General features: G+C 67.9%; 22 protein-coding genes. 9 read left to right on the plus strand and 13 right to left on the minus strand.

The window, feature by feature from the left end; all coding sequences use genetic code 11:
• Positions 1-2 precede the first annotated feature (2 nt).
• The gene (gene queF, locus HWW87_RS24445) at positions 3-833 is read left to right on the plus strand and encodes an NADPH-dependent 7-cyano-7-deazaguanine reductase QueF (RefSeq protein ID WP_175822479.1); all 831 of its coding nucleotides are present in this window, start codon (positions 3-5) and stop codon (positions 831-833) included.
• A gap of 502 nt (positions 834-1,335) precedes the next feature.
• On the opposite strand, the gene HWW87_RS24450 is transcribed toward queF, so the two are convergent.
• From HWW87_RS24450 to HWW87_RS24465, 4 genes are all read right to left on the minus strand, one after another.
• Entirely contained in the window at positions 1,336-1,689 is a 354-nt protein-coding gene (locus HWW87_RS24450) for a DUF1493 family protein (protein ID WP_175822480.1), read from the minus strand.
• A 286-nt stretch (positions 1,690-1,975) separates the two neighbouring features.
• Positions 1,976-2,362, minus strand: a complete 387-nt coding sequence (locus HWW87_RS24455; protein ID WP_124453562.1) for a RidA family protein — start codon at positions 2,360-2,362, stop codon at positions 1,976-1,978.
• 78 nt (positions 2,363-2,440) lie between these two features.
• Positions 2,441-3,922: a D-aminoacylase gene (locus HWW87_RS24460; RefSeq protein WP_175822481.1), complete on the minus strand. Its 1,482-nt coding sequence runs from the start codon at positions 3,920-3,922 to the stop codon at positions 2,441-2,443.
• A 2-nt stretch (positions 3,923-3,924) separates the two neighbouring features.
• Entirely contained in the window at positions 3,925-4,863 is a 939-nt protein-coding gene (locus HWW87_RS24465) for a MurR/RpiR family transcriptional regulator (protein ID WP_175822482.1), read from the minus strand.
• Between the two features lie 119 nt (positions 4,864-4,982).
• Between HWW87_RS24465 and HWW87_RS24470 the strand changes: the two genes are divergently transcribed.
• Both HWW87_RS24470 and HWW87_RS24475 read left to right on the plus strand, forming a co-directional pair.
• Entirely contained in the window at positions 4,983-6,263 is a 1,281-nt protein-coding gene (locus HWW87_RS24470) for an amino acid deaminase (protein WP_175822483.1), read from the plus strand.
• Positions 6,264-6,420: 157 nt separating this feature from the next.
• The gene (locus HWW87_RS24475; protein ID WP_174433435.1) at positions 6,421-7,002 is read left to right on the plus strand and encodes a DJ-1/PfpI family protein; all 582 of its coding nucleotides are present in this window, start codon (positions 6,421-6,423) and stop codon (positions 7,000-7,002) included.
• 138 nt (positions 7,003-7,140) lie between these two features.
• On the opposite strand, the gene HWW87_RS24480 is transcribed toward HWW87_RS24475, so the two are convergent.
• The gene (locus tag HWW87_RS24480; protein WP_174433434.1) at positions 7,141-7,587 is read right to left on the minus strand and encodes a MarR family winged helix-turn-helix transcriptional regulator; all 447 of its coding nucleotides are present in this window, start codon (positions 7,585-7,587) and stop codon (positions 7,141-7,143) included.
• A gap of 58 nt (positions 7,588-7,645) precedes the next feature.
• Complete coding sequence (locus tag HWW87_RS24485) at positions 7,646-9,241, minus strand: MDR family MFS transporter (RefSeq protein WP_175822484.1); 1,596 nt, start codon at positions 9,239-9,241, stop codon at positions 7,646-7,648.
• A 106-nt stretch (positions 9,242-9,347) separates the two neighbouring features.
• Between HWW87_RS24485 and HWW87_RS24490 the strand changes: the two genes are divergently transcribed.
• The gene (locus tag HWW87_RS24490; protein WP_175822485.1) at positions 9,348-10,190 is read left to right on the plus strand and encodes an EcsC family protein; all 843 of its coding nucleotides are present in this window, start codon (positions 9,348-9,350) and stop codon (positions 10,188-10,190) included.
• Here HWW87_RS24490 and HWW87_RS24495 read toward each other — a convergent pair.
• Entirely contained in the window at positions 10,160-11,122 is a 963-nt protein-coding gene (locus HWW87_RS24495; protein WP_175822486.1) for an alpha/beta hydrolase, read from the minus strand. The two genes, HWW87_RS24490 and HWW87_RS24495, sit on opposite strands and share 31 nt — an antisense overlap.
• An 83-nt stretch (positions 11,123-11,205) precedes the next feature.
• Positions 11,206-11,640 carry a CHRD domain-containing protein gene (locus tag HWW87_RS24500; RefSeq protein ID WP_175822487.1) on the minus strand — a complete coding sequence of 145 codons (435 nt, stop codon included), beginning with the start codon at positions 11,638-11,640 and terminating at the stop codon, positions 11,206-11,208.
• Positions 11,641-12,130: 490 nt separating this feature from the next.
• Between HWW87_RS24500 and HWW87_RS24505 the strand changes: the two genes are divergently transcribed.
• Positions 12,131-13,126 (plus strand): hypothetical protein, encoded by a 996-nt coding sequence (locus HWW87_RS24505; protein ID WP_175822603.1) that lies wholly within the window; start codon positions 12,131-12,133, stop codon positions 13,124-13,126.
• Positions 13,127-13,157: 31 nt separating this feature from the next.
• Here HWW87_RS24505 and HWW87_RS24510 read toward each other — a convergent pair whose 3' ends face one another.
• From HWW87_RS24510 to HWW87_RS24520, 3 genes are all read right to left on the minus strand, one after another.
• Entirely contained in the window at positions 13,158-13,931 is a 774-nt protein-coding gene (locus HWW87_RS24510; RefSeq protein ID WP_175822488.1) for a class II aldolase/adducin family protein, read from the minus strand.
• A 243-nt stretch (positions 13,932-14,174) separates the two neighbouring features.
• The gene (locus tag HWW87_RS24515; protein ID WP_175822489.1) at positions 14,175-15,797 is read right to left on the minus strand and encodes a phospholipase D family protein; all 1,623 of its coding nucleotides are present in this window, start codon (positions 15,795-15,797) and stop codon (positions 14,175-14,177) included.
• Positions 15,798-15,966: 169 nt separating this feature from the next.
• Entirely contained in the window at positions 15,967-16,683 is a 717-nt protein-coding gene (locus HWW87_RS24520; RefSeq protein ID WP_175822490.1) for a FadR/GntR family transcriptional regulator, read from the minus strand.
• A gap of 128 nt (positions 16,684-16,811) precedes the next feature.
• Here HWW87_RS24520 and HWW87_RS24525 point away from each other — a divergent pair, with 128 nt between their 5' ends.
• From HWW87_RS24525 to HWW87_RS24540, 4 genes are read left to right on the plus strand one after another with little or no spacing between them, the layout of a single operon-like run.
• Positions 16,812-17,609, plus strand: a complete 798-nt coding sequence (locus tag HWW87_RS24525; RefSeq protein ID WP_175822491.1) for a (Fe-S)-binding protein — start codon at positions 16,812-16,814, stop codon at positions 17,607-17,609.
• Positions 17,606-18,331, plus strand: a complete 726-nt coding sequence (locus HWW87_RS24530; protein ID WP_175822492.1) for a lactate utilization protein C — start codon at positions 17,606-17,608, stop codon at positions 18,329-18,331. The genes HWW87_RS24525 and HWW87_RS24530 overlap by 4 nt, the downstream gene beginning before the upstream one ends.
• A complete protein-coding gene (locus tag HWW87_RS24535; RefSeq protein ID WP_175822493.1) occupies positions 18,328-19,773 on the plus strand; it encodes a LutB/LldF family L-lactate oxidation iron-sulfur protein in 1,446 nt (481 codons plus the stop codon). The genes HWW87_RS24530 and HWW87_RS24535 overlap by 4 nt, the downstream gene beginning before the upstream one ends.
• 50 nt (positions 19,774-19,823) lie before the next feature.
• Positions 19,824-21,524, plus strand: coding sequence for a lactate permease LctP family transporter (locus tag HWW87_RS24540; protein ID WP_175822494.1), 1,701 nt, complete (start codon positions 19,824-19,826; stop codon positions 21,522-21,524).
• 121 nt (positions 21,525-21,645) lie between these two features.
• Here HWW87_RS24540 and HWW87_RS24545 read toward each other — a convergent pair whose 3' ends face one another.
• Both HWW87_RS24545 and HWW87_RS24550 read right to left on the minus strand, forming a co-directional pair.
• Positions 21,646-22,407, minus strand: coding sequence for a M48 family metalloprotease (locus HWW87_RS24545; RefSeq protein WP_174433422.1), 762 nt, complete (start codon positions 22,405-22,407; stop codon positions 21,646-21,648).
• 205 nt (positions 22,408-22,612) lie between these two features.
• Positions 22,613-23,395, minus strand: a complete 783-nt coding sequence (locus tag HWW87_RS24550) for a glycosyltransferase family 2 protein (RefSeq protein WP_175822495.1) — start codon at positions 23,393-23,395, stop codon at positions 22,613-22,615.
• Positions 23,396-23,476: the final 81 nt, after the last annotated feature.

The following is a 23,476-nucleotide window of genomic DNA, read 5'->3' on the forward strand; positions in this document are numbered from 1 at the left end:
CGATGAATCCCGAACATTCCCCGCTCGGCAAGGCCACCGTCTACGCGGCGCAGTACGACGCGTCGCTGCTGTTCCCGATTCCGCGCGCCGGCGCGCGCGAGCAGCTCGGCATCACGTCGGCGCTGCCGTTCTTCGGCACCGACATCTGGAACGCGTACGAGCTGTCGTGGCTCAACGCGCGCGGCAAGCCGCAGGTCGCGATCGCGACGTTCTACGTGCCGGCCGAATCGCCGAACATCGTCGAATCGAAATCGTTCAAGCTGTATCTCGGCTCGTTTGCGCAGTCGAAGTTCGACTCGGTCGACGCGGTGCGCGACGTGCTGAAGCGCGACGTGTCGGCCGCGTGCGGCGCGAGCGTGTCGGTCCAGCTGGTGTCGGCGCACGATTTCCGCAAGCTGCAGATGGACGAGCTCGACGGGCTGTCGCTCGACCGGCTCGATCTCGACACCGACGTGTACGAACCCGATCCGTCGCTGCTGTCGGCCGCCGACGCCGAGGACGAAGCGCCGGTCGAGGAGACGCTCGTGTCCGACCTGCTGCGCTCGAACTGCCCGGTCACGGGGCAGCCCGACTGGGGCAGTGTGCAGATTCACTATGTCGGGCCGCAGATCGACCATGCGGGGCTGCTGCGCTACATCATCTCGTTCCGCAACCACACGGGCTTTCACGAGCAGTGCGTCGAGCGGATCTTCCTCGACATCCTGCATGCGTGCAAACCGGTGAAGCTCGCGGTGTACGCGCGCTATACGCGCCGCGGCGGGCTCGACATCAACCCGTTCCGCACCAACTACAACCAGCCGATGCCGGATAACGCGCGGACTGCGCGGCAGTAAATGAGTGAGTTGGCGGACATTTTCGGTCCGCCAACACTGCCTGTTTGCGGAAGGCGCGCCTCTCTAATTCGGTGCGAATACGTCGGCCCGGCACTTCGGACAATACAGATAGATTGTTCGACCATCGTGCATGGAAATGAAGCCTCGCCTTGCCTGGTCTATCCTCCATTTCGCCGCGCCACCACCCGCTAGACGCGCTTCGCCTTCGGCATAGCAACTCGCGGCGTCCAAGTCATGGCTGTACGCCCGTTCTGTTACGCGGTTCGCACGCTTGAAAAATGCGCTGACATCCGCACGCCGAAGAACGAACGTACGACACATATCCGCCGTTTCGTCCCCGCTGATGTCAGCCGACCACGCGCCGTTCCTGACGATTTCGACCGACTCCGACACAACAGTGGGTACAGCCCCTCCGGGTGGCGCGCTATCAGACAATGTGCCCGCATCCGCGCTGTGGTTAAGCGAGAGCGCCAACATCAAAATTGCGATTCGAATCACCATTTCACGACAGCTCGGTCAGTTGCCGCGCATCCCATTTCCGTTCAACCGCTGCGCGGTACAGCATCGCCAGCGTGATCGGTTCCCGTTCGAGAGCGTGCGGTTTTCGGAGCACCCATCGGCGAAACAACGAATAGAAGCCCCCTTCGCCCTCCATCAGGAAATACCGGTGAAAATCGAAGTCGCCGGCATCGACGGAAAAACGCTCGAAAAAGCGGCCCATGAAATCGTCGGCTTCGTCGCCGGTCTGGCCCAGATCCTCCCAAAGCCTCGTGGCGGCGGACAACGGCATCGACTTGCCAAGCCCTACCTCTGATCGGACGAAGACCTCGATCTCATCCCAACGCACGGTTTCCATCAAAACACCTCGCCCTCTGGTTTGAAAGGCGGTTGTACCAGGCGAATCGCGCCATGCAGCCACGGCTCGCTGTCGCAGCCCACTCAGACAGGTGTGCCACGTTGAGGCCCGTTGGAAAAACTTCGTCACACAATGCAAAGTTCCGGTGCTGCTCATACCTACTTCAACCGAGTTGCATTTGAACGCCCTCCGCCCATCTTCGCCCTCGCATCGACTTCGTCAAATGCAACAAGGCCGGTGCACGTCCATGCACCGGCCTTGTTGTACAGCTTCCGCCCTTGCCGCGTTACTTCACCGGCGCCTTGTAAGCGATGCAATCGACCTCGACCTTGCAGTCGATGACCATGCTCGACTGCACGCACGCGCGGGCCGGCGGGTTCTCGCCGAAGTACGACACGAATACCTTGTTGAACGACGCGAAATCGCGCGCGTCGTCGAGCCACACGCCGCAGCGCACGACGTGCTCGAGGCCGTAGCCGGCTTCCTTCAGGATCGCGATCACGTTCTCGATCGTCTGCTTCGACTGCGTGACGATCCCGCCTTCGACGACCTCGCCGTTCACCATCGGCGTCTGGCCCGACACGTACAGCCAGCCGTCGGCCTCGACCGCACGTGCAAACGGCATCACCTGGCCGCCGGTTCCCTTCGCTTCGCCTACGCCATATCGCTTCATCGTTTCACTCCTCAAATTTCGGTTACGGATGCGCGCGCCGACAGCGGCACGCACGGAAGATCGGAACACCCGCCGCGTTCAGAACGCCGCATCGGCACTGGCCGGCACGCGCTCGCCGCGCGCGACGAAACCGCCGGCGCGCTCGCCGGTCGGCTGGCCATTTTCGTAAGTCAGCACGCCGTTCACCCACACGGCGTCGATCCCGTGCGCGGGCTGTTGCGGCTTCTCGAACGTCGCGGCGTCGATCACGCGCGCCGGATCGAACAGCACGAGATCGGCGTGGTAGCCGACATGCACCTCGCCGCGCCGCGGGATTCCGTAGCGGCGCGCGGACAGCGACGTCATCTTGCGGATCGCTTCCTCGAGCGGCAGCAGGTTCGTGTCGCGCACGTAATGGCCGAGCACGCGCGGGAACGCGCCCCACAGCCGCGGATGCGGCAGCGGATCGTTCGGCAGGCCGTCGGAGCCGACCATCGTCGCCGGATGCGACAGGATCCGGCGCACGTCGTCCTCGGACATGTTGTGATACACGGCGCCCGCCGGGCGGATGCGCTGCGCGGCTTCCTGCTCGGTCATGCCCCAGTCGGCCGCGATCGCCTTCAGCAGCTTGCCCGCGACTTCCGGGTGCGGCTCCGACCACGTGATCGTGATGTCGATGTCGCCCGTCACCTGCTTCAGGTCGAGCGTCGACGAACTGCGGCTGTACGGATAGCAGTCGCAGCCGACCGGCTGGTAGCGGCGCGCGCCTTCGAGCGATGCGAGCACCTCGGTGCTGCGCCCCCAGTTCGACGGGCCCGCGCACTTCAGGTGCGAGATCACGACCGGCACCTGCGCGTGGCGGCCGACGCGATAGGCCTCGTCCATCGCGTCGAGGATCGCGTCGAACTCGGTGCGCATGTGCGTCGTGTACAGCGCGCCGGCTTGGGCGAGCGGCTCGGCGAGCGCCATCACTTCCTCGGCCGGCGCCGCGAACGCGGAGCCGTACGCAAGGCCCGACGACAGGCCGAGCGCGCCGTTCGCGAGCGCCTCCTCGAGCTGCGCGCGCATGCCGGCGATCTCGCCGTCGGTCGCTGCCCGGTCGAGGCGGTCCATCTGGTTGTTGCGCAGCGCCGTATGGCCGACGAGCGCCGCGACGTTCACGGCCGGGCGCGCATCGTTCACGGCCGCGACGTAAGCGGCGAAGGTCGGGTACTGGAACGCGCCGCGCTCGCCGAGCAGGTTCATCGGGTCGGGCGGATCGCCCGCGAGCGTCACCGGCGACGCGCTGATCCCGCAGTTGCCGACGATCACGGTCGTCACCCCCTGCGAGATCTTCGGGATCATCTCCGGCGCACGGATCACGTGTGTGTCGTCGTGCGTGTGCACGTCGACGAAACCCGGCGCGAGCGCACGGCCGTTCGCGTCGACGACGTGCTCGGCGAGCCAGTTCGACAGGTTGCCGATCGCCGCGATCACGCCGTTGCGGATCGCGACGTCGCGCGTGACGGGCGGTGCGCCGGTGCCGTCGTACAGCTGCGCGCCGACGATCAGCGTATCGGCCGCTTCGGGATGCGAATGCATGGTCAGTCTCCTACCGGTTGACGGTCTCCGCCGCCGCGATGCGCATCGAGTGCGTGTTTGATGCGGCGCAGCGATTCCCGGCCCGCATCGCCGAGCCGCAACGCGACTCCGGTGACGAGCACGTCGATCGCCATCATCATCGCGTAACGCGATGTCGATGGCTTGTAAATGAAATCGGTTTCGAATGCGACGACCGGGATCAGGTGGTCGGCGAGCTTCGCGAGCGGCGACGCCGGCGCGGTGATCGCGATCAGCTTCGCGCCGTAGCGCTTCGCGAGCCGGCAGCTCTCGAGCAGCTCGGGTACGCGCCCGCTCACCGACAACGCGACGACGACGGTGTCGCTCGACAGCGTCGCGGCCACCATCCGCTGCAGCAAGCCGTCCTGATAACTCGCGACCGGGCGGCCGAACCGCACGAGCCGGAAGCGCAGCTCGTCGGCAAGTGCGGTCGAGCCGCCGCCCTGCCCGTACACGTAGGTCATCTTCGCAGCGGCGAGCAAGTCGGCCGCCGCGTCGAACGACGTGTTGCGCAGCAGCTGGTGGTTGTGCGCGAGCGCCACGCGAATCTCGTCGTAGACCATCGACGCGGGGCTCGCGTCGTCGGCCGGCGCGTCGTCGGACGGCACCAGAAAGCGCTGGCCGACGGCCGCCGCCTGCGCGACGAGCACCTTCAGTTCGCGCACGTCTCGGCAACCGACGGCCTTCGCGAAACGCGTGACCGTCGCGACGCTGACCTCCGCGTCGCGCGCCAGCGCGCCGATGCTCGCATGCGCGGCGCGCGCCAGATCGGCGAGGATGAACGCGGCGACCTTGCGCTCGGCCTCGCGCAGCTCGGGCGCGCACTCGGCGATCCGCGCGACGATGTCGAGGACCGGCGGGGCGGCTTGAGCCGGATGAGGCTCAGCGGCGGGCGAAGCGGACGGGGAAGCGGGCGTATTCATCGGCGGAAAAGGGTGCGAAGCTGGATGTTATTAAATAACATCACCGCGCCGATGCTACTTTCTGTACCATCGGCATGTCAACTTCAGTGCAATGCATAGTGATGATGGAGCGGGATGACATGAAAGTTACAAACTATCAGGAAGCGACGATCGATCCGTTCGGCAAGGGCCTGGGCAATGTGCCGAGCGCGAGCGTGCCGCTCGGCGACGCGGGCCGGCTCGAATGGAACCTGCTCGCGGAAGACGTCAGCCTGCCGGCCGCCGTGCTTTACGAGGATCGCGTCGAACACAACCTGAACTGGATGCAGGCGTTCGTGCAGAAATACGGCGTCAAGTTCGCGCCGCACGGCAAGACGACGATGGCGCCGCAACTGTTCCGCCGCCAGCTCGACGCCGGCGCGTGGGGCATCACGCTCGCGACCGCGCACCAGACGCAGGCCGCGTATCACGGCGGCGTGCGGCGCGTACTGCTCGCGAACCAGCTGGTCGGCCGCCAGAACATGACGATCATCGCGGGGCTGCTGTCCGATCCCGATTTCGAATTCTTCTGTCTCGTCGATTCGGCGGAAAGCGTCGACCAGCTGGGCCGCTTCTTCGGCGACGCGAAGAAATCGCTGAACGTGCTGATCGAGCTCGGCGTGCCGGGCGGCCGCGCGGGCGTGCGCGATGCCGCGCAGCGCGAGGCCGTGCTGGCCGCGATCGCGCGCTATCCGGACACGCTGAAGCTGGCCGGCATTGAGCTCTATGAAGGCGTGCTGAAAGAGGAAGGCGAGATCCGCACGTTCCTGCAGCAGGCGGTCGCGCTCACGCGCGAGCTGGCCGAAGCCGGCCGCTTCGCGCGCACGCCGGCGATCCTGTCCGGCGCCGGTTCGGCGTGGTACGACGTGGTCGCGGAAGAATTCAAAAAGGCGTCCGACGCGGGCTTCGCGGAAGTCGTGCTGCGTCCGGGCTGCTACCTGACGCACGATGTCGGCATCTACAAGAAGGCGCAGACCGACGTGTTCGCGCGCAACCCGATCGCCCGCTCGATGGGCGAAGGGCTGCTGCCGGCGCTGCAGCTGTGGGCGTACGTGCAGTCGGTGCCGGAGCAGAATCGTGCGATCGTCGCGCTCGGCAAGCGCGATGCGGCGTTCGACGCGGGCCTGCCCGAGCCGGCGCGCCACTTCCGTCCGGGCCGCGACACCGCGCCGCGCGACGTCGCCGCGAGTGAAGGCTGGGCCGTCACCGGGATGATGGACCAGCACGCGTACCTGCAGATCCCGCCGGGCGCGGACGTGAAGGTCGGCGACATGGTCGCGTTCGACATCTCGCACCCGTGCCTGACGTTCGACAAGTGGCGCCAGGTGCTCGTGCTCGATCCGCAGTTCCGCGTGACGGAAGTCGTCGAAACGTTCTTCTGACGCACGCCGCGCGCGGCGCCGCCCCGCCGCTCGCGCAGGGCAGCCGTCACGCGCGCTTCAATCTGCCGGAGTACACTGCGCTTTCGTCCTCGGGGCCCGTCGCCGCCGTCATGCATGGCGCGACCGGGCCTTCAACGCTGCTTCACTGGAGAAAGCCATGGCCGCGAAGAAGATCCTGTTCCTGACCGGTGATTTCGCCGAAGACTACGAAACGATGGTGCCGTTCCAGGCGCTGCAGGCCGTCGGCCATCACGTCGATGCAGTCTGCCCGGGCAAGCGCGCGGGCGACAAGATCAAGACCGCGATCCACGATTTCGAAGGCGACCAGACCTACACCGAAAAACCCGGCCACAACTTCACGCTGAATGCGGCGTTCGACGACGTCGATGCGGCGCGCTACGACGCGCTCGCGATCGCGGGCGGCCGTGCGCCCGAGTACCTGCGACTGGATCCGAAGGTGATCTCGCTCGTGCGCGAGTTCGCCGAAGCCGGCAAGCCGATCGCCGCGATCTGTCACGCGGCGCAGCTGCTCGCGGCCGCCGACGTGATCCGCGGCAAGCGCATTTCGGCCTACCCGGCCTGCGCGCCGGAGGTGAAGCTCGCGGGCGGCGAATACGCGGATATTCCGGTCGACGCGGCCGTGACCGACGCGCCATTCGTCACCGCGCCCGCGTGGCCCGCGCATCCGGCCTGGCTCGCACAGTTCCTCGTGCTGCTGGGCACGCGCATCGAACTGTGAACGAAGTGAAATGAGTTGAAGTGAAAAGCCGGCCGGCGGCGGGTACGCGCGACCCGTGTGCCGCGCCGGTCATGCTCGGCCGGGCGCGCGCCCTTCCTGCCGCTTCCTGATGCTTGTTGCGGGTTCCCTTCCCACCCTTCAGCGCGACGCCGGCGTCGAGCCGACATCCGCAATCCGCGTTTCCAGCATCGCGAGCGCGCCCGACAGCGCATTCAGCACGTCGTCCGGCAGTTGCGCCATCGTCTGTTCGAGAAACGCCTTGCGGCGCGGCAGGCACGCGTCGAACGCCGCGCGGCCTGCGTCCGTCAGCGTGACGTTGGTCACGCGGTTGTCTCGCGCGTCCGATTCGCGCTCGATCCAGCCGAGCGCGTCGAGCGACTTCAACTGGCGCGTGAGCGCGCCCGGATCGATGCGCAGCACTTCGACGAGCTTCTTCTGCGACGAATGCCCGTCCATCGTGTGCAGCGCGACCATGATGCGCCAGCGCGGCATCGGCTGCCCGACGTGCGCTTCGAACGCGGTCATGAATGCGCGATACGTGCGTCCGAATTGCTGCAAGATCGCGACGCGGTCCTGTTCTTCCATGCGCTGATTTCGTTCCGGTGAATCGTTGAGTCGTCGAATCGCTCGACCGCCTGATCGGTCAATCGGCCGCGACGTGCGGTTCGATCTTGCGCCGCAGCGCGATCGGCGGCACGCGACGGCACTGCCACACCGACACCACGGCGACGACGGCCGCCATCGCGACGCCCAGGTGAATCGCGCCGACCAGCGATTCGCGGGCCGCTTCCAGCAGCAGCGCGCCATTATGCCCGGCACGCGTCAACTCCGCGACGAGACCGCCCTGCGCCGCGCGATCGATCAGGATCTGCGGATCGGCGAGCCGCGCGTGCCACTGCATCGCCTGGTCGGCCGACAGCGCGCTGCGCACGCCGCTCGAATACAGCTGGTTGACGAGCGTGCCCGTGAGCGCGGTGCCGAGCATCCCGCCGACCATCCGCAGCGACTGCAGCAGCGCCGTCGCGATGCCGAGGTGCTCGCGGCCGGCCGTCTGCTGCGCGAACACGGTGAGGTTCGGCAGCACGAAACCGAGCCCGATGCCGCCCGCGACCATCAGCGCCATCAGCATCCAGGTCGGCGTCGTGTGGGTCGCCACGACGATGCCCGCGCACGCGACCGCGAACAGCACGAAGCCGACGTGCAGCATCGCGTTCGGATTTCGGATGCGCGTGACGACGCGGCCGTTCATGATGCTGCCGATCGTGATGAACACGACGAGCGGCGTGATCACGAGCCCGGCCTCCTTCGGCGACATCCCGAAGCCGCCCTGGAACAGCAGCGGCGCGTAGAACAGCAGCGAGAACATCGAGAAACCGGCGAGGATCGCGAGCACGAACAGCGCCGACAGCGCGCGGTTGCCGAACATGTCGAACGGCAAGATCGGCTGCGCGCAGCGCTTCTCCCAGTGCCACAGGCCGACGCCCGCCACGACCGCGACGACGAGCAGCAGCGACGCCCAGCTCGCGACGCCGTACTTCGGCAGCCATTCGACGAACAGTTGCAGCGCGCCGAGCGACAGCGCGATCAGCAGCGCGCCCGGCCAGTCGAGCCGCATCTTGCGATCGTGCTCGACGTGGCGCAGATGCGGCAGGTAGCGCCACACGAACAGCAGCGACAGCAGGCCGACCGGCAGATTCACATAGAACACCGAGCGCCAGCCGAACGACTGGGTCAGCACGCCGCCGAGCGACGGGCCCACCGCGTTCGCGATGCCGAACGCGGAGCTCATCAGCACCTGCCAGCGCAGCCGCACGACGGAATCGGGGAACAGGTCGGGAATGCACGCGAACGCGGTGCCGACCAGCATCCCGCCGCCGATCCCCTGCAGCCCGCGCGCGAGCACGAGGGTCAGCATGTCGTTGGCCATCCCGCACAGCACCGACGCGCTGGTGAACACGACGATCGACGCGATCACGAACGGCTTGCGGCCGTAATAGTCGCCGAGCCGGCCGAAGATCGGCACCGTGATCACGGAACTGAGCAGGTACGAGGTCGCGACCCACGCGTACAGGTCGAAGCCGCGGAGTTCGGCGACGATGGTCGGCAGCGCGGTGCCGACGACCGTCTGGTCCAGCGCGACCAGCATGGTGACGAACGAAAGCCCGATCATCGCGAGCAGCGATTCGCGGAACGGCAGGACTTGCCCGCTCGAATGGTGGGCGGCAGTATGGACGGCCATTTTTTGTCGACGCAACTTTTGCCGAGTCAAATAATCTCAAAATTCTAGCATGCCGGAGTAATCTAGGCTGGCGATGGTTCAGGGCCCGTTCACGCCAAGGAGAAAGATGGAACCGATTTCAATCACCCCCGCCACGACGCTGTCGCCGGGGGACCGGGACGCGCTGCGGCGCGCGAAGCAGGTGCTGGAAAGCCCGTCGCTGACGATGAAGCTGACGGGCGTGCTCGGCGCGCCGGTCGAGAAAATGATCGCGCGGCTGCCGGACTTCGCGACCGGCAAGATCAACGATGCGACGCAGCTCGCGCTGCGCAAGTGCCTGAACATCGCGCTGCGCACGCTCGGCAAGCCGCAGTCGCCGGACGCCGAGCCCGAGAAGCCCAGCAACCTGCTGCACAAGCTCGCGGTCGCGACGACCGGCGCGGCGGGCGGCGCGTTCGGCTTTCTCGCGCTGCCGGTCGAGCTGCCGGTAACGACCACGCTGATCTTCCGCTCGGTGTGCGACATCGCGCGCAGCGAGGGCGAGGACCTGACGTCGGTCGATACGCAGCTGCAATGCCTGGCCGTGCTCGGCATGGGCGGCAACCCGGACAAGCAGGAGGAGGACGCCGATCTCGGCTATTTCGTGCTGCGCGGCGCGCTCGCGCAGGCGATCTCGAAGGCGTCGTCGGACATCACGGCGAAAGGCATCGCCGCGCACAGCTCGGCGGCCGTGTTCAAGCTCGTGCAGACGGTGGCCTCGCGCTTCTCGGTGCAGGTGACCGAGCAGATGGCCGCGAAGTCGATCCCGGCGATCGGCGCCGTGCTCGGCGCGACCGTCAACACGCTGTTCATCGACCACTTCCAGCAGATGGCGCACGGCCACTTCACCGTGCGCCGGCTCGAACGCAAGTACGGCTCGGTGGCCGTCAAGGCCGCCTATCAGGCGATCGACGCCTCGCCCGCGCGCTGAACCGCCCGCTCGACCGCGACGCGGCGCAGGAACGCGGCCGCGCGGTCGAGCGCGTCGCGCGCTTCCGGCACCATCGGCGCGTACAGCTGCCACACGTGCGGCATGTCGGGCCACACTTCGATCTCCACCGCCACGCCGGCCGCCTGCGCCTTCTCGGCGACGCGGCGCGAATCGTCGAGCAGCACCTCGGTGCTGCCGGCCTGGATGGTCAGCGGCGGCAGGCCCGCGAAGTCCGCATAGAGCGGCGATGCGTACGGATTCGTTGCCGGCTCGTCGCCGAGATACAGCTTCGCGGCCTTCGGCAGCGCCGCGGCCGCGAACATCGGGTCGAGGCCGTCGTTGCTGCGCATCGTGCCGCCGGTGCCGGCCAGGTCGGTCCACGGCGAGAACAGGATCGCGCCGGCCGGCAGCGGCTCGCCGCGATCGCGCAGCGCGACGAGCGTCGCGAGCGCGAGGCCGCCGCCCGCCGAATCGCCGCCGAACACGATCGACTCCGGCGGCGTGCCGAGCGCCAGCAGTTGCCGGTACGCGGCGAGCGCATCGTCGAGCGCGGCCGGGAAGCGGTTTTCGGGCGCGAGCCGGTAGTCGAGCGAGAACGCGCGCACGCCCGCGCGCTTCGTCAGGCCGAACACCAGCGGCCGGTGGGTTTTCGTCGAACAGAAGTAGTAACCGCCGCCGTGGAAATACAGCAGCGTACGGCCGGGCCCGCGCGCCGCGCCCGCATCGGTGCGTTCGAGCCATTCGCCGCGCAGCGGCGCGTCGCCCGGGCCGTAGCACTGGCGCAGCCGATAGCCTGACGGCGGCCGGCGCGGCACGATCATCCGCAGGTCGGTAAAGCGCCGGGCACGCGCGGGGTCGAGCACCTCGCGCGTGGTTTCGGGACGAAACTGCCAGCGCAGCAGCCAGCAGGCGAACTTGCTTTGCCAACTCATCGGACGCACTCCGTCATCGCAGTGTGACGATGGTACGTGCGAACGTTCCCGCGCCGCTCGAAGGGTGCCTCTATATCAAACGCTCAGTTCGCCGGCATCACCTGGCCGCGGATCTCGCCGGACGGGTGTTCCTTCGTATGAATGTTGAAGTACCACTTGCCGCCCATCAGGTCGGTGACCTGCGCGTCGGTGAGTTCCTTCGAGCCCTTGATCGGGCTCGTCAGCTCGTCCTTCGGAACTGGCACCTGCACGCCGGCGTTCTGGCCGACCGGCGCGGGGCCGTGGAAATGCGCGGCCGTGGCCGGCCCCGTGAGGTGTTCGTAAGTAGCCGTCCACTGCAGCATGTGGGTGGCCGTGTCGTAGGTGGCGGCGACGGCGCCCGAGCCCTTGGTCGCCGTCGGCGGCACTTCGCTCGACGGCTGCAGACTGGCGGACAGCCGCACCGTTTCGGCAGCGGCGCTGCCGGCGGCCAGCACGCCCGCGAACAACGCGACCTGGAGCAAACGCAGCTTGAGCATGGATTCTCCTTGTACGACAGGGTACGCCGCCCGGGCGGCGGCGTCACACAGGATGGTAGTCGATTGCCGCCCGATCCGGCAGCCTGCCGAAACCTGGAAGAGACCTTTGCAGCATGGCCCCTGAATCCGTGCACGGCCTTTCGCTACACTTCGTTTCACAGTTGCTTGTTTCCTTCGTCCGAAGGAGTCTGCGAGTATTCACGCGGCCGCCCCGGCCGCGTTTTTTTGCGTGTCTCCGGCGGCAAGCCGGCATGCCGCGCACGTATGCCTCTTTCCAGAATACCAAGCATGACGAATCATTTTTCGTCTCGCTCACATCGCGATCGGCGCGCGTGCCGACGATTGCCGAGACCCGACCGCGTACCCGCATGTTGTCACGATACGTGTAATACGTTATTGCGCGAACCCGGGTCGACACGTGTTTTCCCGCGCAGGAAAATCATCGCGTGTTGTCGTGACTGGAAAGTGAACCGTGCCGGCCCGTCTCCCGATGCCCTGCCCGCCCCTCCCCGTCCGCCCGTTGCTGGCGGGTCTCTGCTCCGTCGCCGCCCTCTACGGCGCGCCCGTCGACGCGCAGGAATTCTCGCTGTTCGCCGGCCCGCTGTGGGGCGGCGGCCAACGCACGTATTCGTGGGCGTTCGATTACCAGGAAGGCTTGAGCGCGCATACCGCGCTCGGCTTCACGTGGTACAACGAAGGGCACATGCCGAATCACCACCGCGACGGCCAGGCGGTGCAGTTCTGGGGCCGCGTGCCGCTCGAGCACCGCCGCCTGGTGCTGTCGGCCGGCGCGGGCCCGTATCGCTACTTCGACACGGTGCCGGCCGCCGAAGGCCGCGGTTACTCGAATACACACGGCTGGGGCGTGCTGATGAGCGTGCGCGCCGCGTACTACACGTCGCACCGCTGGATCACGCAGCTTCAGGTCAACCGCGCGCAGGTGTTCGGCGGCCTCGACACGACGTCGGTGATGTTCGGCGTCGGCTACCAGCTCGATGCGCCCGACACGCCGGGCCCGCGCGACACCGCGCTGCCGCGTATGCGCAAGGTCACGCACAACGAAGTCACCGCGATGCTCGGCGAGACGATTCTCAACAGCCGCTCGTCGCCGTCGACGCTCGGCGGCAGCCTCGAATACCGGCGCGGCCTCGCGCGTTCGATCGACTGGACCGCGACGTGGATGTACGAAGGCGCGAAGCAGGCGGTCCGCCGCAACGGGATCGCCTCGGAGCTGTGGCTCACGCGCGCGTTCCTGAACGACAAGGTCACGTTGTCGGCCGGCGCCGGCGCGTATTTCACCGTCAACCAGCGCAACCGCGAAGGCCAGCCGGGCCCGGGCGACGGCCGGTTCTCCGGCATCGTGTCGATCTCGGCCAGTTACCGGATCTCCGAGCGCTGGCTCACGCGCCTCACGTGGAACCGCGTGGTCACGCGCTACGATCGCGACACCGACGTGATCCAGGCCGGCGTCGGCTACCGGTTCTAGTCGGGCGCGCTCATCGGGCGCGCCGCCCGCGTCACGCGCGATAGCCCGGATCGATCCGGTCGACGATGCGCTGCAGCGCGTCGAACGCGTCCTGCCCCGCGCCATGCTTCGGATCGAAATTCAGCGAATCGCGCACGCACCCTTCGAGCACGGGCGGCGCAATCGGCAGCGCGTCGCCGATCGCATGCGTCGCGACCTGCACCTCGCACGCGCGATTGAGCAGCCACATCAGCGAGAACGTCTGCGCGAGCGTCGCGCCGATCGTCACGGGCCCGTGATTGCGCAGCAGCAGCACGGGCCGCCCGCCCGCGCTGTCGACGATGCGCCGGCCCTCCTCGAGATGCACGGTGATGCCTTCGAAGTCGTGATACGCGACCTTCCCGTACAGCTGCGCCGAATAGAAATTCGAGAACGACAGCCCGTCGCGCGAACAGCACACGGCCATCGTCGGCGTCGTGTGCACGTGCATCACGCAGTGCGCATCGGGCAGCGCCGCATGGATCGCGCTGTGGAACGTGAAGCCGGCCGGATTGATCGGCCAGTCGGAATGACCGATCACGTTGCCGTCGATGTCGATCTTCACGAGGTTCGATGCGCACACCTCGCGGTAATGGAGCCCGAACGGGTTGATCAGGAAATGTCCGTCCTCGCCCGGCACGCGCAGCGAGATATGGTTGTAGATCAGCTCGGTCCAGCCGAGGGTGTCGAAGATGCGGTAGGCGGCCGCGAGCTGCACCCGCGCCTGCCATTCGGCTTCGGAAAAGCGCGCGGGACGCGTGAACGGCTGGTTCGGTACACGTTGCATGGAGAACTCCGGTTGCGGGCCGTGCGACCACCGCGCGTGGCGGTGCGCATCGTCCATCGTCTGCCGGCGCCGCGCGGTGTGTATCGCACAGGTGCGGCGGCGCGTCGTTCGGCGCTGTTCCGTCCCGCATTGCGTGAGTGGTCCGGCGGCGCGCTTCACGATACAACATATCGTTGCGCGCACAACCATATCACCTTTCCCCGCACACCGGTATCGCGGGTTTTGCCGGAGCCGTTCCCGCCCTTACAACTGGTCGTCGACCGGCAGCAGCGTGAAGATGCCCGTCATCACGTTGCGCAGCAGCCCCGCATGCGGGTCGACGTGATAGGTGGTGGCCTGACCGCCTTCGGTGCCCGTCCATTCGAGCGCGGGCGGGCTGCCGTCGGTCCGCTTCGCGAGCGTGACGCGGTAGCTTTCGTCCGGCTGCGTCACGCGCGCGAAGATCGCCGCGGCCTGCTGCGCGAGCACCGGACTGTGGATCACGAGCGCGAGCTCGGTGTTCAGGTGCGCGGAACGCGGGTCGAGGTTCAGCGAGCCGATCACGAGGATCTGCCGGTCGATCACGTACGCCTTCGCATGCAGGCTCGCGCGCGAGCGCGAGCCGAACAGCCGCGCGGGCTGCTGGTCCGGCTGCGACTTGAATTCGTACAGCTCGACGCCGCGCTGCAGCAACGGCACGCGATACGGCGCATAGCCGGCCTGCACCGCGACCGCGTCGGTCGCCGCGAGCGAATTCGTGACGATCGCGACGCGCACGCCGCGCGCGGCCGTGTCGCCGAGGATCTTCACGCCGGCATCGTGCGGCACGAAGTACGGCGAAAACGCGAGGAATTCCTTCTGCGCGCCGCGCGTCAGCTCGGCGAGGCGCCGCATCGGCGGGCTCACGTAGGTGTCGGTCGGCCGCGCGATCTTGTCCGGTGCGTCAACCTTGAATTCGGCCGGTGCCCACACGAGTTCGAGTTCGTCACGTGCGATCTGCCGCGCAAGCGGCGTCGCGTTCAGCGGCTTCGCATTGTACGGATCGGCATTCTTGCGCCAGTGGTCACGCAGCTCGTCGCGCATCGCGTCGAGATCCTTCGGATCGAACGTCTGATGATTGAGCACGCGCAACGGATAGCTGCTCGCGCTCGCCCAGTAGTCGTCGAAGCTCTTCGAGACGTCGTTCGTCACGGGGCCGGCCGCGAGCACGTCGAGATCGCGGAACTGCAGCGTCGGGCTCGCACTGAAGTACTCGTCGCCGAGATTGCGGCCGCCGACGATCGCGAGCTGGTTGTCCGCGATCATCGCCTTGTTGTGCATCCGGCGCGTGAAGCTGTCGATCCGTGTGAAGAAGTTGGCCGTGCGCTCCATCATGCCGCGCTGCGACGCGCCGAACGGGTTGAACACGCGGATTTCGATGTTCTGATGCGTATTCAGCGCGGCCATCACGCGGTCGATATCGTGGAAGTTCAGGTCGTCGACCAGCATCCGCACGCGCACGCCGCGATCGGCCGCGTACAGCGCCGCGCCGAGCAGCAGCTTGCCGGTCGTATCCTCGGTCGCGATGTAGTACTGCATGTCGAGCGTCTTCGTCGCCGCCCGCGCGAGCGCGATGCGCATCTGCAACGCGGTGGCGCCGTCGGCCAGCAGCCGGAAGCCCGACTGCCCCGGATGCGCGGCTTCCGGCGCGGCCAGCGCATCGCGCAACGGCGTCGCGGTATCGGCCGACAACGCGTGGGAGACGGGACGATCGAGCGAAGTGGCGGGCGGATGCGTCGCGCACGCGGCGAGCGGCAGCAGCGCGCAGACGACCAGCGCGCGGGCCTGGCGGCATACGGCGCGCCACGACAGCGCGGCCGGTGCGCGCCGGATCAGGGACGTGAGCACGGAAGCTTCCTCGACAGTCGGATCAATGGGCACGTCATCGCCGCGGCGCGCGGCTGACAGGCGGTTCCGGTCGATTCTAGTGGGCGCCCGACGAACCGGTCAATTGGGCCGGGCCGCGAGGCCGCCACCTGCACCGTGCAGGGCGGCCCCGCCGCTGGTCCGACCAATCTCACGACGTATCGCCGCTGCGCTCGAAATGGCTGCGCACGTAGTCGATATGCGTCTGCATCGCGGTGCGCGCCTCCTCGGGCCGGTGCGCGCAAATCGCGTCGCACACGACCCGGTGCTGCAACAAGAGCAACTCGGATGCCTGCTCGTCCCCCGTCGTCATCCCGGCCACGTTGATCGAGATGTGCTCGCGCAGCATCCCGATCACGCTCGTATGCAGGTGCAGGAACATCGTGTTGTGCGACGCGAGCGCGATCGCCTCGTGCAATTTCGCGTCGGTCGCGGCTTCGACGGCCGCGTCGTCGTTCGCGTGCGCGGTTTCGAGTTCGCGCAGCAGCGCGCGGATCCGGCGCCGGTCGTTCGCATCGGCCCGCAGCGCGGCGAAATAGGCGGTCGCGCCTTCCAGCACGCGGCGGAATTCGAGGATGTCGTCGCGCAGCGCCGGATGATCGGCGACCAGCTGACCCCACGGCGACGCGATGCCGGCGCGCAACTGGTCGGTTACGTAGACGCCCGCGCCGCGCCGGCTCTGCAGCAGCCCGCGCGCGACGAGCCGCTGGGTCGCCTCGCGCACCGTATTGCGCGCGACGCCGTACTGCTGCGCGAGCACGCGCTCGGCCGGCAGCCGCGCGCCGGCCGGCCACGTGCCGTCGAGCAGCGCCGTCTCGATCTTGCGCATCACGCCTTCGGTCCGGCCCCGTGCCGTCATCGCTGCCATCGTCGCGTCTCCCCGCGGAATGCGTGCCGCGCCGATTGGCCCAACCAATTTGAGCTGCGGCGCGGACGCGGGAATTATGCAGCGAAATCGACGCTCCGCATGCCGGGCCGTCGCCTCTGGAGCGAGACATGAACCCAAGGCCGTACCCCACCGCCCCCGCGCACGTGTATCTGTTCGCGACCTGCCTGGTCGACCTGTTCGTCCCCGAAGCGGGGCTCGACACGGTCCGCCTGCTGGAACGCGAAGGCTTGACCGTCCACTATCCGCGCGGCCAGAGCTGCTGCGGGCAACCGGCCTACAGCAGCGGCAATCCCGACGAAGCGCGCCGCGTCGCGGCCGCGCAGCTCGACCTGTTCGCGCAACCGTGGCCCGTGATCGTGCCGTCCGGTTCATGCGCCGGCATGATCCGGCACCACTGGCCGGCGCTGTTCGGCGACGATCCCGTGCACGGCCCGAAGGCGCATGCAATCGCGGAGCGGACGTACGAACTCGCCGAATTCCTCGTCCACGTGCTCGATGTACAACTCGATGCGGTCATGGCCGACGCCGGGCCCGACGAACGCGTCGTGCTGCACACGTCGTGCGCGGCGCGGCGCGAGATGGGCACGCGCGTGCACGGCGTCGCGCTCGTCGACGCACTGCCGGGCGTGACGCGCATCGAACACGAACGCGAATCCGAATGCTGCGGCTTCGGCGGCACGTTCTCGCTGAAGCATCCGGACATCTCCGGCGCGATGGTGCGCGACAAGGTCGCGTCGGCATGCGCGACCGGCTGCGACCGGCTCGTGTCGGCCGACTGCGGCTGCCTGCTGAACATCGGCCACGCCGCGACCAAGGCCGGCGCGGCGCTGCCGGTCGAACATCTCGCGAGCTTCCTGTGGCGCCGCACGGCCGGCGCCGGCTCGCTGCGCGGAGATTCGCAATGAGCGCGCGCGACGCGATCCTCGCGCGGCTGCGCGCCGCCGCGCCGGGCGTCGCCGCAGCGGCCGCCCCCGCGCTCGACGCACGCATCGACACGCATTACGACACCCGCCGCGCATCGGCCGGGCACGCTCCCGATGCACGCGTGCAGGCGATGCAGGCCGCGCTCGCCGCGTCGCACGCCGAAGTCTGGTGCGCGAGCGCCGACGCATGGCCCGCGCAACTGGCCGCACGCCTCGCCGACGCCGGCGTGCGCCGCCTGCTGCTCGACCCGGCCCGCGCCGAATCCGCGGCACTCGCCCGCGCGCTGCCCGATACGGTCGCGCCCGTGCCGTTCGACCGGCCGATCGATGCATGGAAGGCCGAGCTGTTCGACACGATCGACGCGGGCTTCACCGTCGCACGCTCGGGCATCGCGGCCACCGGCACCGTCGTGCTCGCGCCCGATGCCGGCACGCCGCGCACGGTATCGCTGGTGCCGCCGCTGCATGTCGCGCTCGTTCACGCGAACACGCTGCATGCGGACCTGCACGCAGCCGTGCATGCCGAACGATGGCAAGCCGGCATGCCGACCAATCTCGTGCTGGTATCCGGCCCGTCGAAGACCTCCGACATCCAGCAGACGCTCGCCTATGGCGCGCACGGCCCGCGCCGCCTGTGGGTCGTGATCGTCACCGATTCGGCCGCGCCGCCGGCTATCCCTGCTTGCGAGGACCTGCCGCGATGAGCGACCACCCGCTGCAATTCGTCGCCCCCGGAGACTTCAAGGCCCGTGCGCGCGCCGCGCTCGACGATCCGGCGCTGCGCCAGAGCTTTCGCGGCGCGATGGACTTCCTGCAGGGCAAGCGCGCGACCCAGTTTCCCGACGACACCGAGCTTCAGCAGCTGCGCGATCTCGGCGAAGCCGTCCGGCAGCATGCGCTCGCGCAACTGCCCGCGCTGCTCGAACGGCTGGAGACGAAGCTCACCGCGGCCGGCGTGCACGTGCACTGGGCCGAGACGGCCGCCGATGCGAACGCGATCGTACTCGGCATCGCGCAGGCGAAGAAGGCGCGCCGCGTGATCAAGGGCAAGTCGATGGCGAGCGAGGAAATCGAGCTGAACCATTACCTCGCGGAGCACGGCGTCGACTGCATCGAATCCGACATGGGCGAATTCATCGTGCAGCTCGCGGGCGAGAAGCCGTCGCATATCGTGATGCCGGCGATCCACAAGACCCGCAGCGATATCGCCGAACTGTTCGAGGCACACCTTCCCGGCACGCGCTACACGGAAGACGTCGACGAACTGATCCAGACCGGCCGGCGCGCGCTGCGCCGCGCGTTCGCGGAAGCGGACATCGGCCTGTCCGGCGTGAACTTCGCGGCGGCCGACACGGGCACGCTGTGGCTCGTCGAGAACGAAGGCAACGGCCGGCTATCGACGACGGTGCCCGACACGCACGTCGCGATCATGGGGATCGAGAAGGTCGTCGAGAAGCTCGAGCACATCGTGCCGCTGTCGAGCCTGCTCACGCGCTCGGCCACCGGCCAGGCGATCACGACCTACTTCAACCTGATCTCGGGCCCGCGCCGCGCCGGCGAACGCGACGGCCCGCGCGAGCTGCATCTCGTGCTGCTCGACAACGGCCGCACGCAGGCTTACGCGGACGAACAACTGCGCGCGACGCTGCAGTGCATCCGCTGCGGCGCGTGCATGAATCACTGCCCCGTCTATACGCGGATCGGTGGCCACGCGTACGGCACGACCTACCCGGGCCCGATCGGCAAGATCATCTCGCCGCACCTGCTCGGCCTCGACGCGACGGCCGACCTGCCGACCGCGTCGACGCTGTGCGGCGCATGCGGCGAGGTGTGCCCGGTGCGGATCCCGATCCCGCAACTGCTCGTGCGGCTGCGAACCGAAGCGAACCGCAAGCCCGACGAGCCGGTCGCGCATCCGCTGCGCGGCCAGGGCGCGAACTACCACCGCGCGGAAGAACTCGTGTGGCGCTTCTGGTCGGGCGCGTTCGCGCATCCGCGCGCGTACCGCGCATTCCGCTGGACCGCGACGCGCCTGCGCGCGCTGACGCCCGCGAAACAGATGGGCTGGACGCAGCACCGCACGCCGCTCGAACCGGCGCCGCGCAGCCTGTCCGACCTGCTGCGCGCGCGCGGCCAGCCCGAATAGCGCATCCGCTTTCAAACCCGTACCCCTATAAATCCATGGAGGAGACAACCATGCAGGTTTGGCATCAGATCTACACCCCGCTCGGCAGCCTCGGGCTGTCGGCGTTCGTCGCCGCGATTCCGATCATCTTCTTTTTCGTCGCGCTCGCCGCGCTGCGGATGAAGGGCCACGTCGCGGCCGCGATCACGCTGCTGCTGGCGCTCGGCGTCGCGATCGTCGCGTACGGGATGCCCGTGCCGCAGGCGCTCGCGGCGGCCGGCTTCGGCTTTGCGTACGGCCTGTGGCCGATCGCGTGGATCATCGTCGCGGCCGTGTTCCTGTACAAGATCGTCGTGAAGACCGGTCAGTTCGACATCATCCGCGCGTCGGTGCTGTCGATCACCGACGACCAGCGGCTGCAGATGCTGCTGATCGGCTTCTCGTTCGGTGCGTTTCTCGAAGGCGCGGCCGGCTTCGGCGCGCCCGTCGCGATCACGGCCGCGCTGCTCGTCGGCCTCGGCTTCAAGCCGCTGCATGCGGCCGGACTGTGTCTGATTGCAAACACCGCGCCGGTCGCGTTCGGCGCGATGGGCATTCCGATCATCGTCGCCGGGCAGGTGACGGGCATCGACCCGTTCCACATCGGCGCGATGGCCGGCCGCCAGTTGCCGCTGCTGTCGCTCGCGGTGCCGTTCTGGCTCGTGTTCATGATGGACGGGCTGCGCGGTGTACGGCAGACCTGGCCGGCCGCACTCGTCGCAGGCGGCAGCTTCGCGGTGACGCAGTACTTCACATCGAACCACATCGGGCCCGAGCTGCCGGACATCACGTCGTCGCTCGTCAGCCTCGTGTCGCTCGCCGCGTTCCTGAAGGTCTGGCAGCCGAGCAGCGCGAAGCAGACGGCAGGCGGAATCGTCGCGTCCGGCGGCGGTGCGGCGCTCGCGGGGTTCGGCGCGGGCGGCAACGGCTCGGGCGCGAGCCGCCAGGCGTCGCCGTACACGCTCGCGCAGACCGTGCGCGCGTGGTCGCCGTTCCTGATCCTGACGGCGGTCGTCACCGTGTGGAGCATCGCGCCGTTCAAGGCGCTGTTCGCCGCGCACGGCGCGCTCGCGTCGACCGTGCTGAAGTTTCACGTGGCCGGGCTCGACCAGCTCGTCGTGAAGACCGCGCCGATCGCCGCGACGCCGAAGGCGCTCGACGCGGTGCTGAAGCTCGATCTCGTGTCGGCGGTCGGCAGCGCGATCCTCGTGACCGCGCTGATCTCGATGGCGCTGCTGCGGATGAAGCCGCGCGACGCGCTCGTCACGTTCGGCGAGACGCTGAAGGAACTGACGCGCCCGATCCTGTCGATCGGCCTCGTGCTCGCGTTCGCGTTCGTCGCGAACTACTCGGGGATGTCGTCGACGCTCGCGCTGATGCTGGCCTCGACCGGCGGCGCGTTCCCGTTCTTCTCGCCGTTCCTCGGCTGGCTCGGCGTGTTCCTGACCGGCTCCGACACGTCGTCGAACGCGCTGTTCTGCTCGCTGCAGCAGGCCACCGCCCATCAGCTCGGCGTGCCCGAAACGCTCGCGGTCGCCGCGAACACGACGGGCGGCGTGACCGCGAAGATGATCTCGCCGCAATCGATCGCGGTCGCGTGCGCGGCCACGGGCCTCGTCGGCAAGGAATCCGAGCTGTTCCGCTTCACGGTGCGGCACAGCCTGCTGTTCGCGGTCATCGTCGGGCTGATCACGCTCGTGCAGGCGTACGTGCTGCCGGGGATGGTGCCGTAAGCGGCGGCGTGCACGCCGAAAAAACAAAAAACCCACGCCCGAACGAGCGTGGGTTTTTTCATGTCGCTTGCCGATCGCCGGCGCTGACGATCGGCGATCCGTTGCGCGAACAGCTACGAGATCAGCTGCCCTTCGTGATGCGATCCTCGATGTGCTGCGCACGGCTCGACGACGACGGGTGCGAGCTCATCATCGAGCTCTTGCCGCCGTCCAGCTGCGCGAGCTTCTGGAACGCGGTGACGAGGCCCTTCTGGTTCATGCTCTTCTGCTTCATCAGGTCGAACGAGTAGTCGTCCGCCGCGCTTTCCTGCGTCTGCGAGAACTGCGCGTTGATGAACTTCTCGGTGATGTCGCCGAGCTGCGAGCTCGACAGTGCCGCCACGCCCGGCGATGCCGCGCCGGCCGCGCTGCGCGCCGCGCTCACCGCGTACGCCGTCTGCATCGCCTTCTTCGAGTGACCGAGCGCGACGTGGCCCATTTCATGGCCGATCACGCCGCGCAGCTCGTCGTCGTTCATCATGTCCATCAGGCCGCTGTACACGCGCACGCAACCGTTGCCCATCGCCCACGCGTTGACGTCCTTGGTCATGTAGACCTTGTAGTTGATCTTCTGGCCGTTCAGCGTCATGTCGCCGAAGCCCTTCATCACCTTCGTCAGGCGCTTCGCGTATGCGCTGTTCGCCGGCGCGATCTTCGATTCGGCGTCGCTCGACTTGCACGATTCGTTCGACAGCGCGGCGATGTCGCTGTCCGACAGCGTCGCTGCCTTGTACAGGTTGGTCCCCGCCGACGTCAGGCTGTTCGCGTCAAGGCTCTGTACCCCGCCGCATGCGCTCAACAGAAACGCCACGCCACACGCCGCCACCGCTTTTTTGAGTTGCATCCCGGAATCCCTCGATAGTTGTATTTGGGAGCGCCGATTTTGCATAATCCGGCAGAAAATTACCAGATGTTTACATCAGATGACACGTTAATTACTCAGCGGATTGAAATGACGCGGCGATCCGGCACCGTATTCGTGACAAAAATCGTGGCAATCGCCGCACGCGAGGGCGGCGAGCGGGAAGGAAAACGGACGGGGCCTGCGCTCAGGCCGTCTGGTCGCGGCGCCGCGTCAGGCGGCGTGCGACCAGCATCGGCAGCCGTATCGCGAAGCCGGTGAACAGGCGCAGGTGCATCCAGGCAAGCAGCGCGTTGTCGCGACCGTAGTGAAAGTGCGACACGCCGCCTTCATGCCGGCCGAAATAGCGCACCGGCGCGTCGATGCGGATCGGGCGCACGCCGGCCCAGCACAGCCGCACGGCGGCTTCGGGATCGAAGTCGAAGCCGCGCATCCACGGCTGGCGCCGCATGATCGCCGCCAGCGGCGCGACCGGATACACGCGAAAGCCGTACAGCGAATCGCCGATCCCGGCCCACAGCGTCTCGAGGTCGGCCCACGCGTTCGACAGCCGGCGCCCCTGCACGCGCAACTGCGGCGCGCTCGCGTCGAACTTCGGCACGCCGAGCACCATCGCGTCGGGCTCGGCCTGCGAGGCCGCCATGAAAGCGGGGATCAGGTCGGCCGGATGCTGGCCGTCGGAATCCATCGTCAGCACGTGCGTGAAGCCGCTCGCGGCTGCCGCGTCGAGCCCCGCGAGCACCGCGGCGCCCTTGCCGCGATTCTCCGGCAGCACGATCACGCGCAAGCCGGGATCGCGCTCGGCCATCGCCTGCAGCCGTTCGGCGCTGCCGTCGGTGCTGCCGTCGACGACGACCCACACCGGGTTCCACTGCGCGCGGGCATGGCGCACGGTGGTGTCGACCTTGGCGCCCGGGTTGTAGCTCGGAATCAGGACGAGATGGGTGGACGACGCGTGCAGCTTGGACATGGGAACAGCCGATGGCGAAGACGGGGATCCTGACAAAAGTGTATGACTTGCCGACGAACGCCGGCACGCTTCGTCGACACC

The sequence above is a fragment of the Burkholderia sp. BCC0419 genome (genome assembly GCF_902830285.1).
Classification (GTDB): Bacteria; Pseudomonadota; Gammaproteobacteria; order Burkholderiales; family Burkholderiaceae; genus Burkholderia.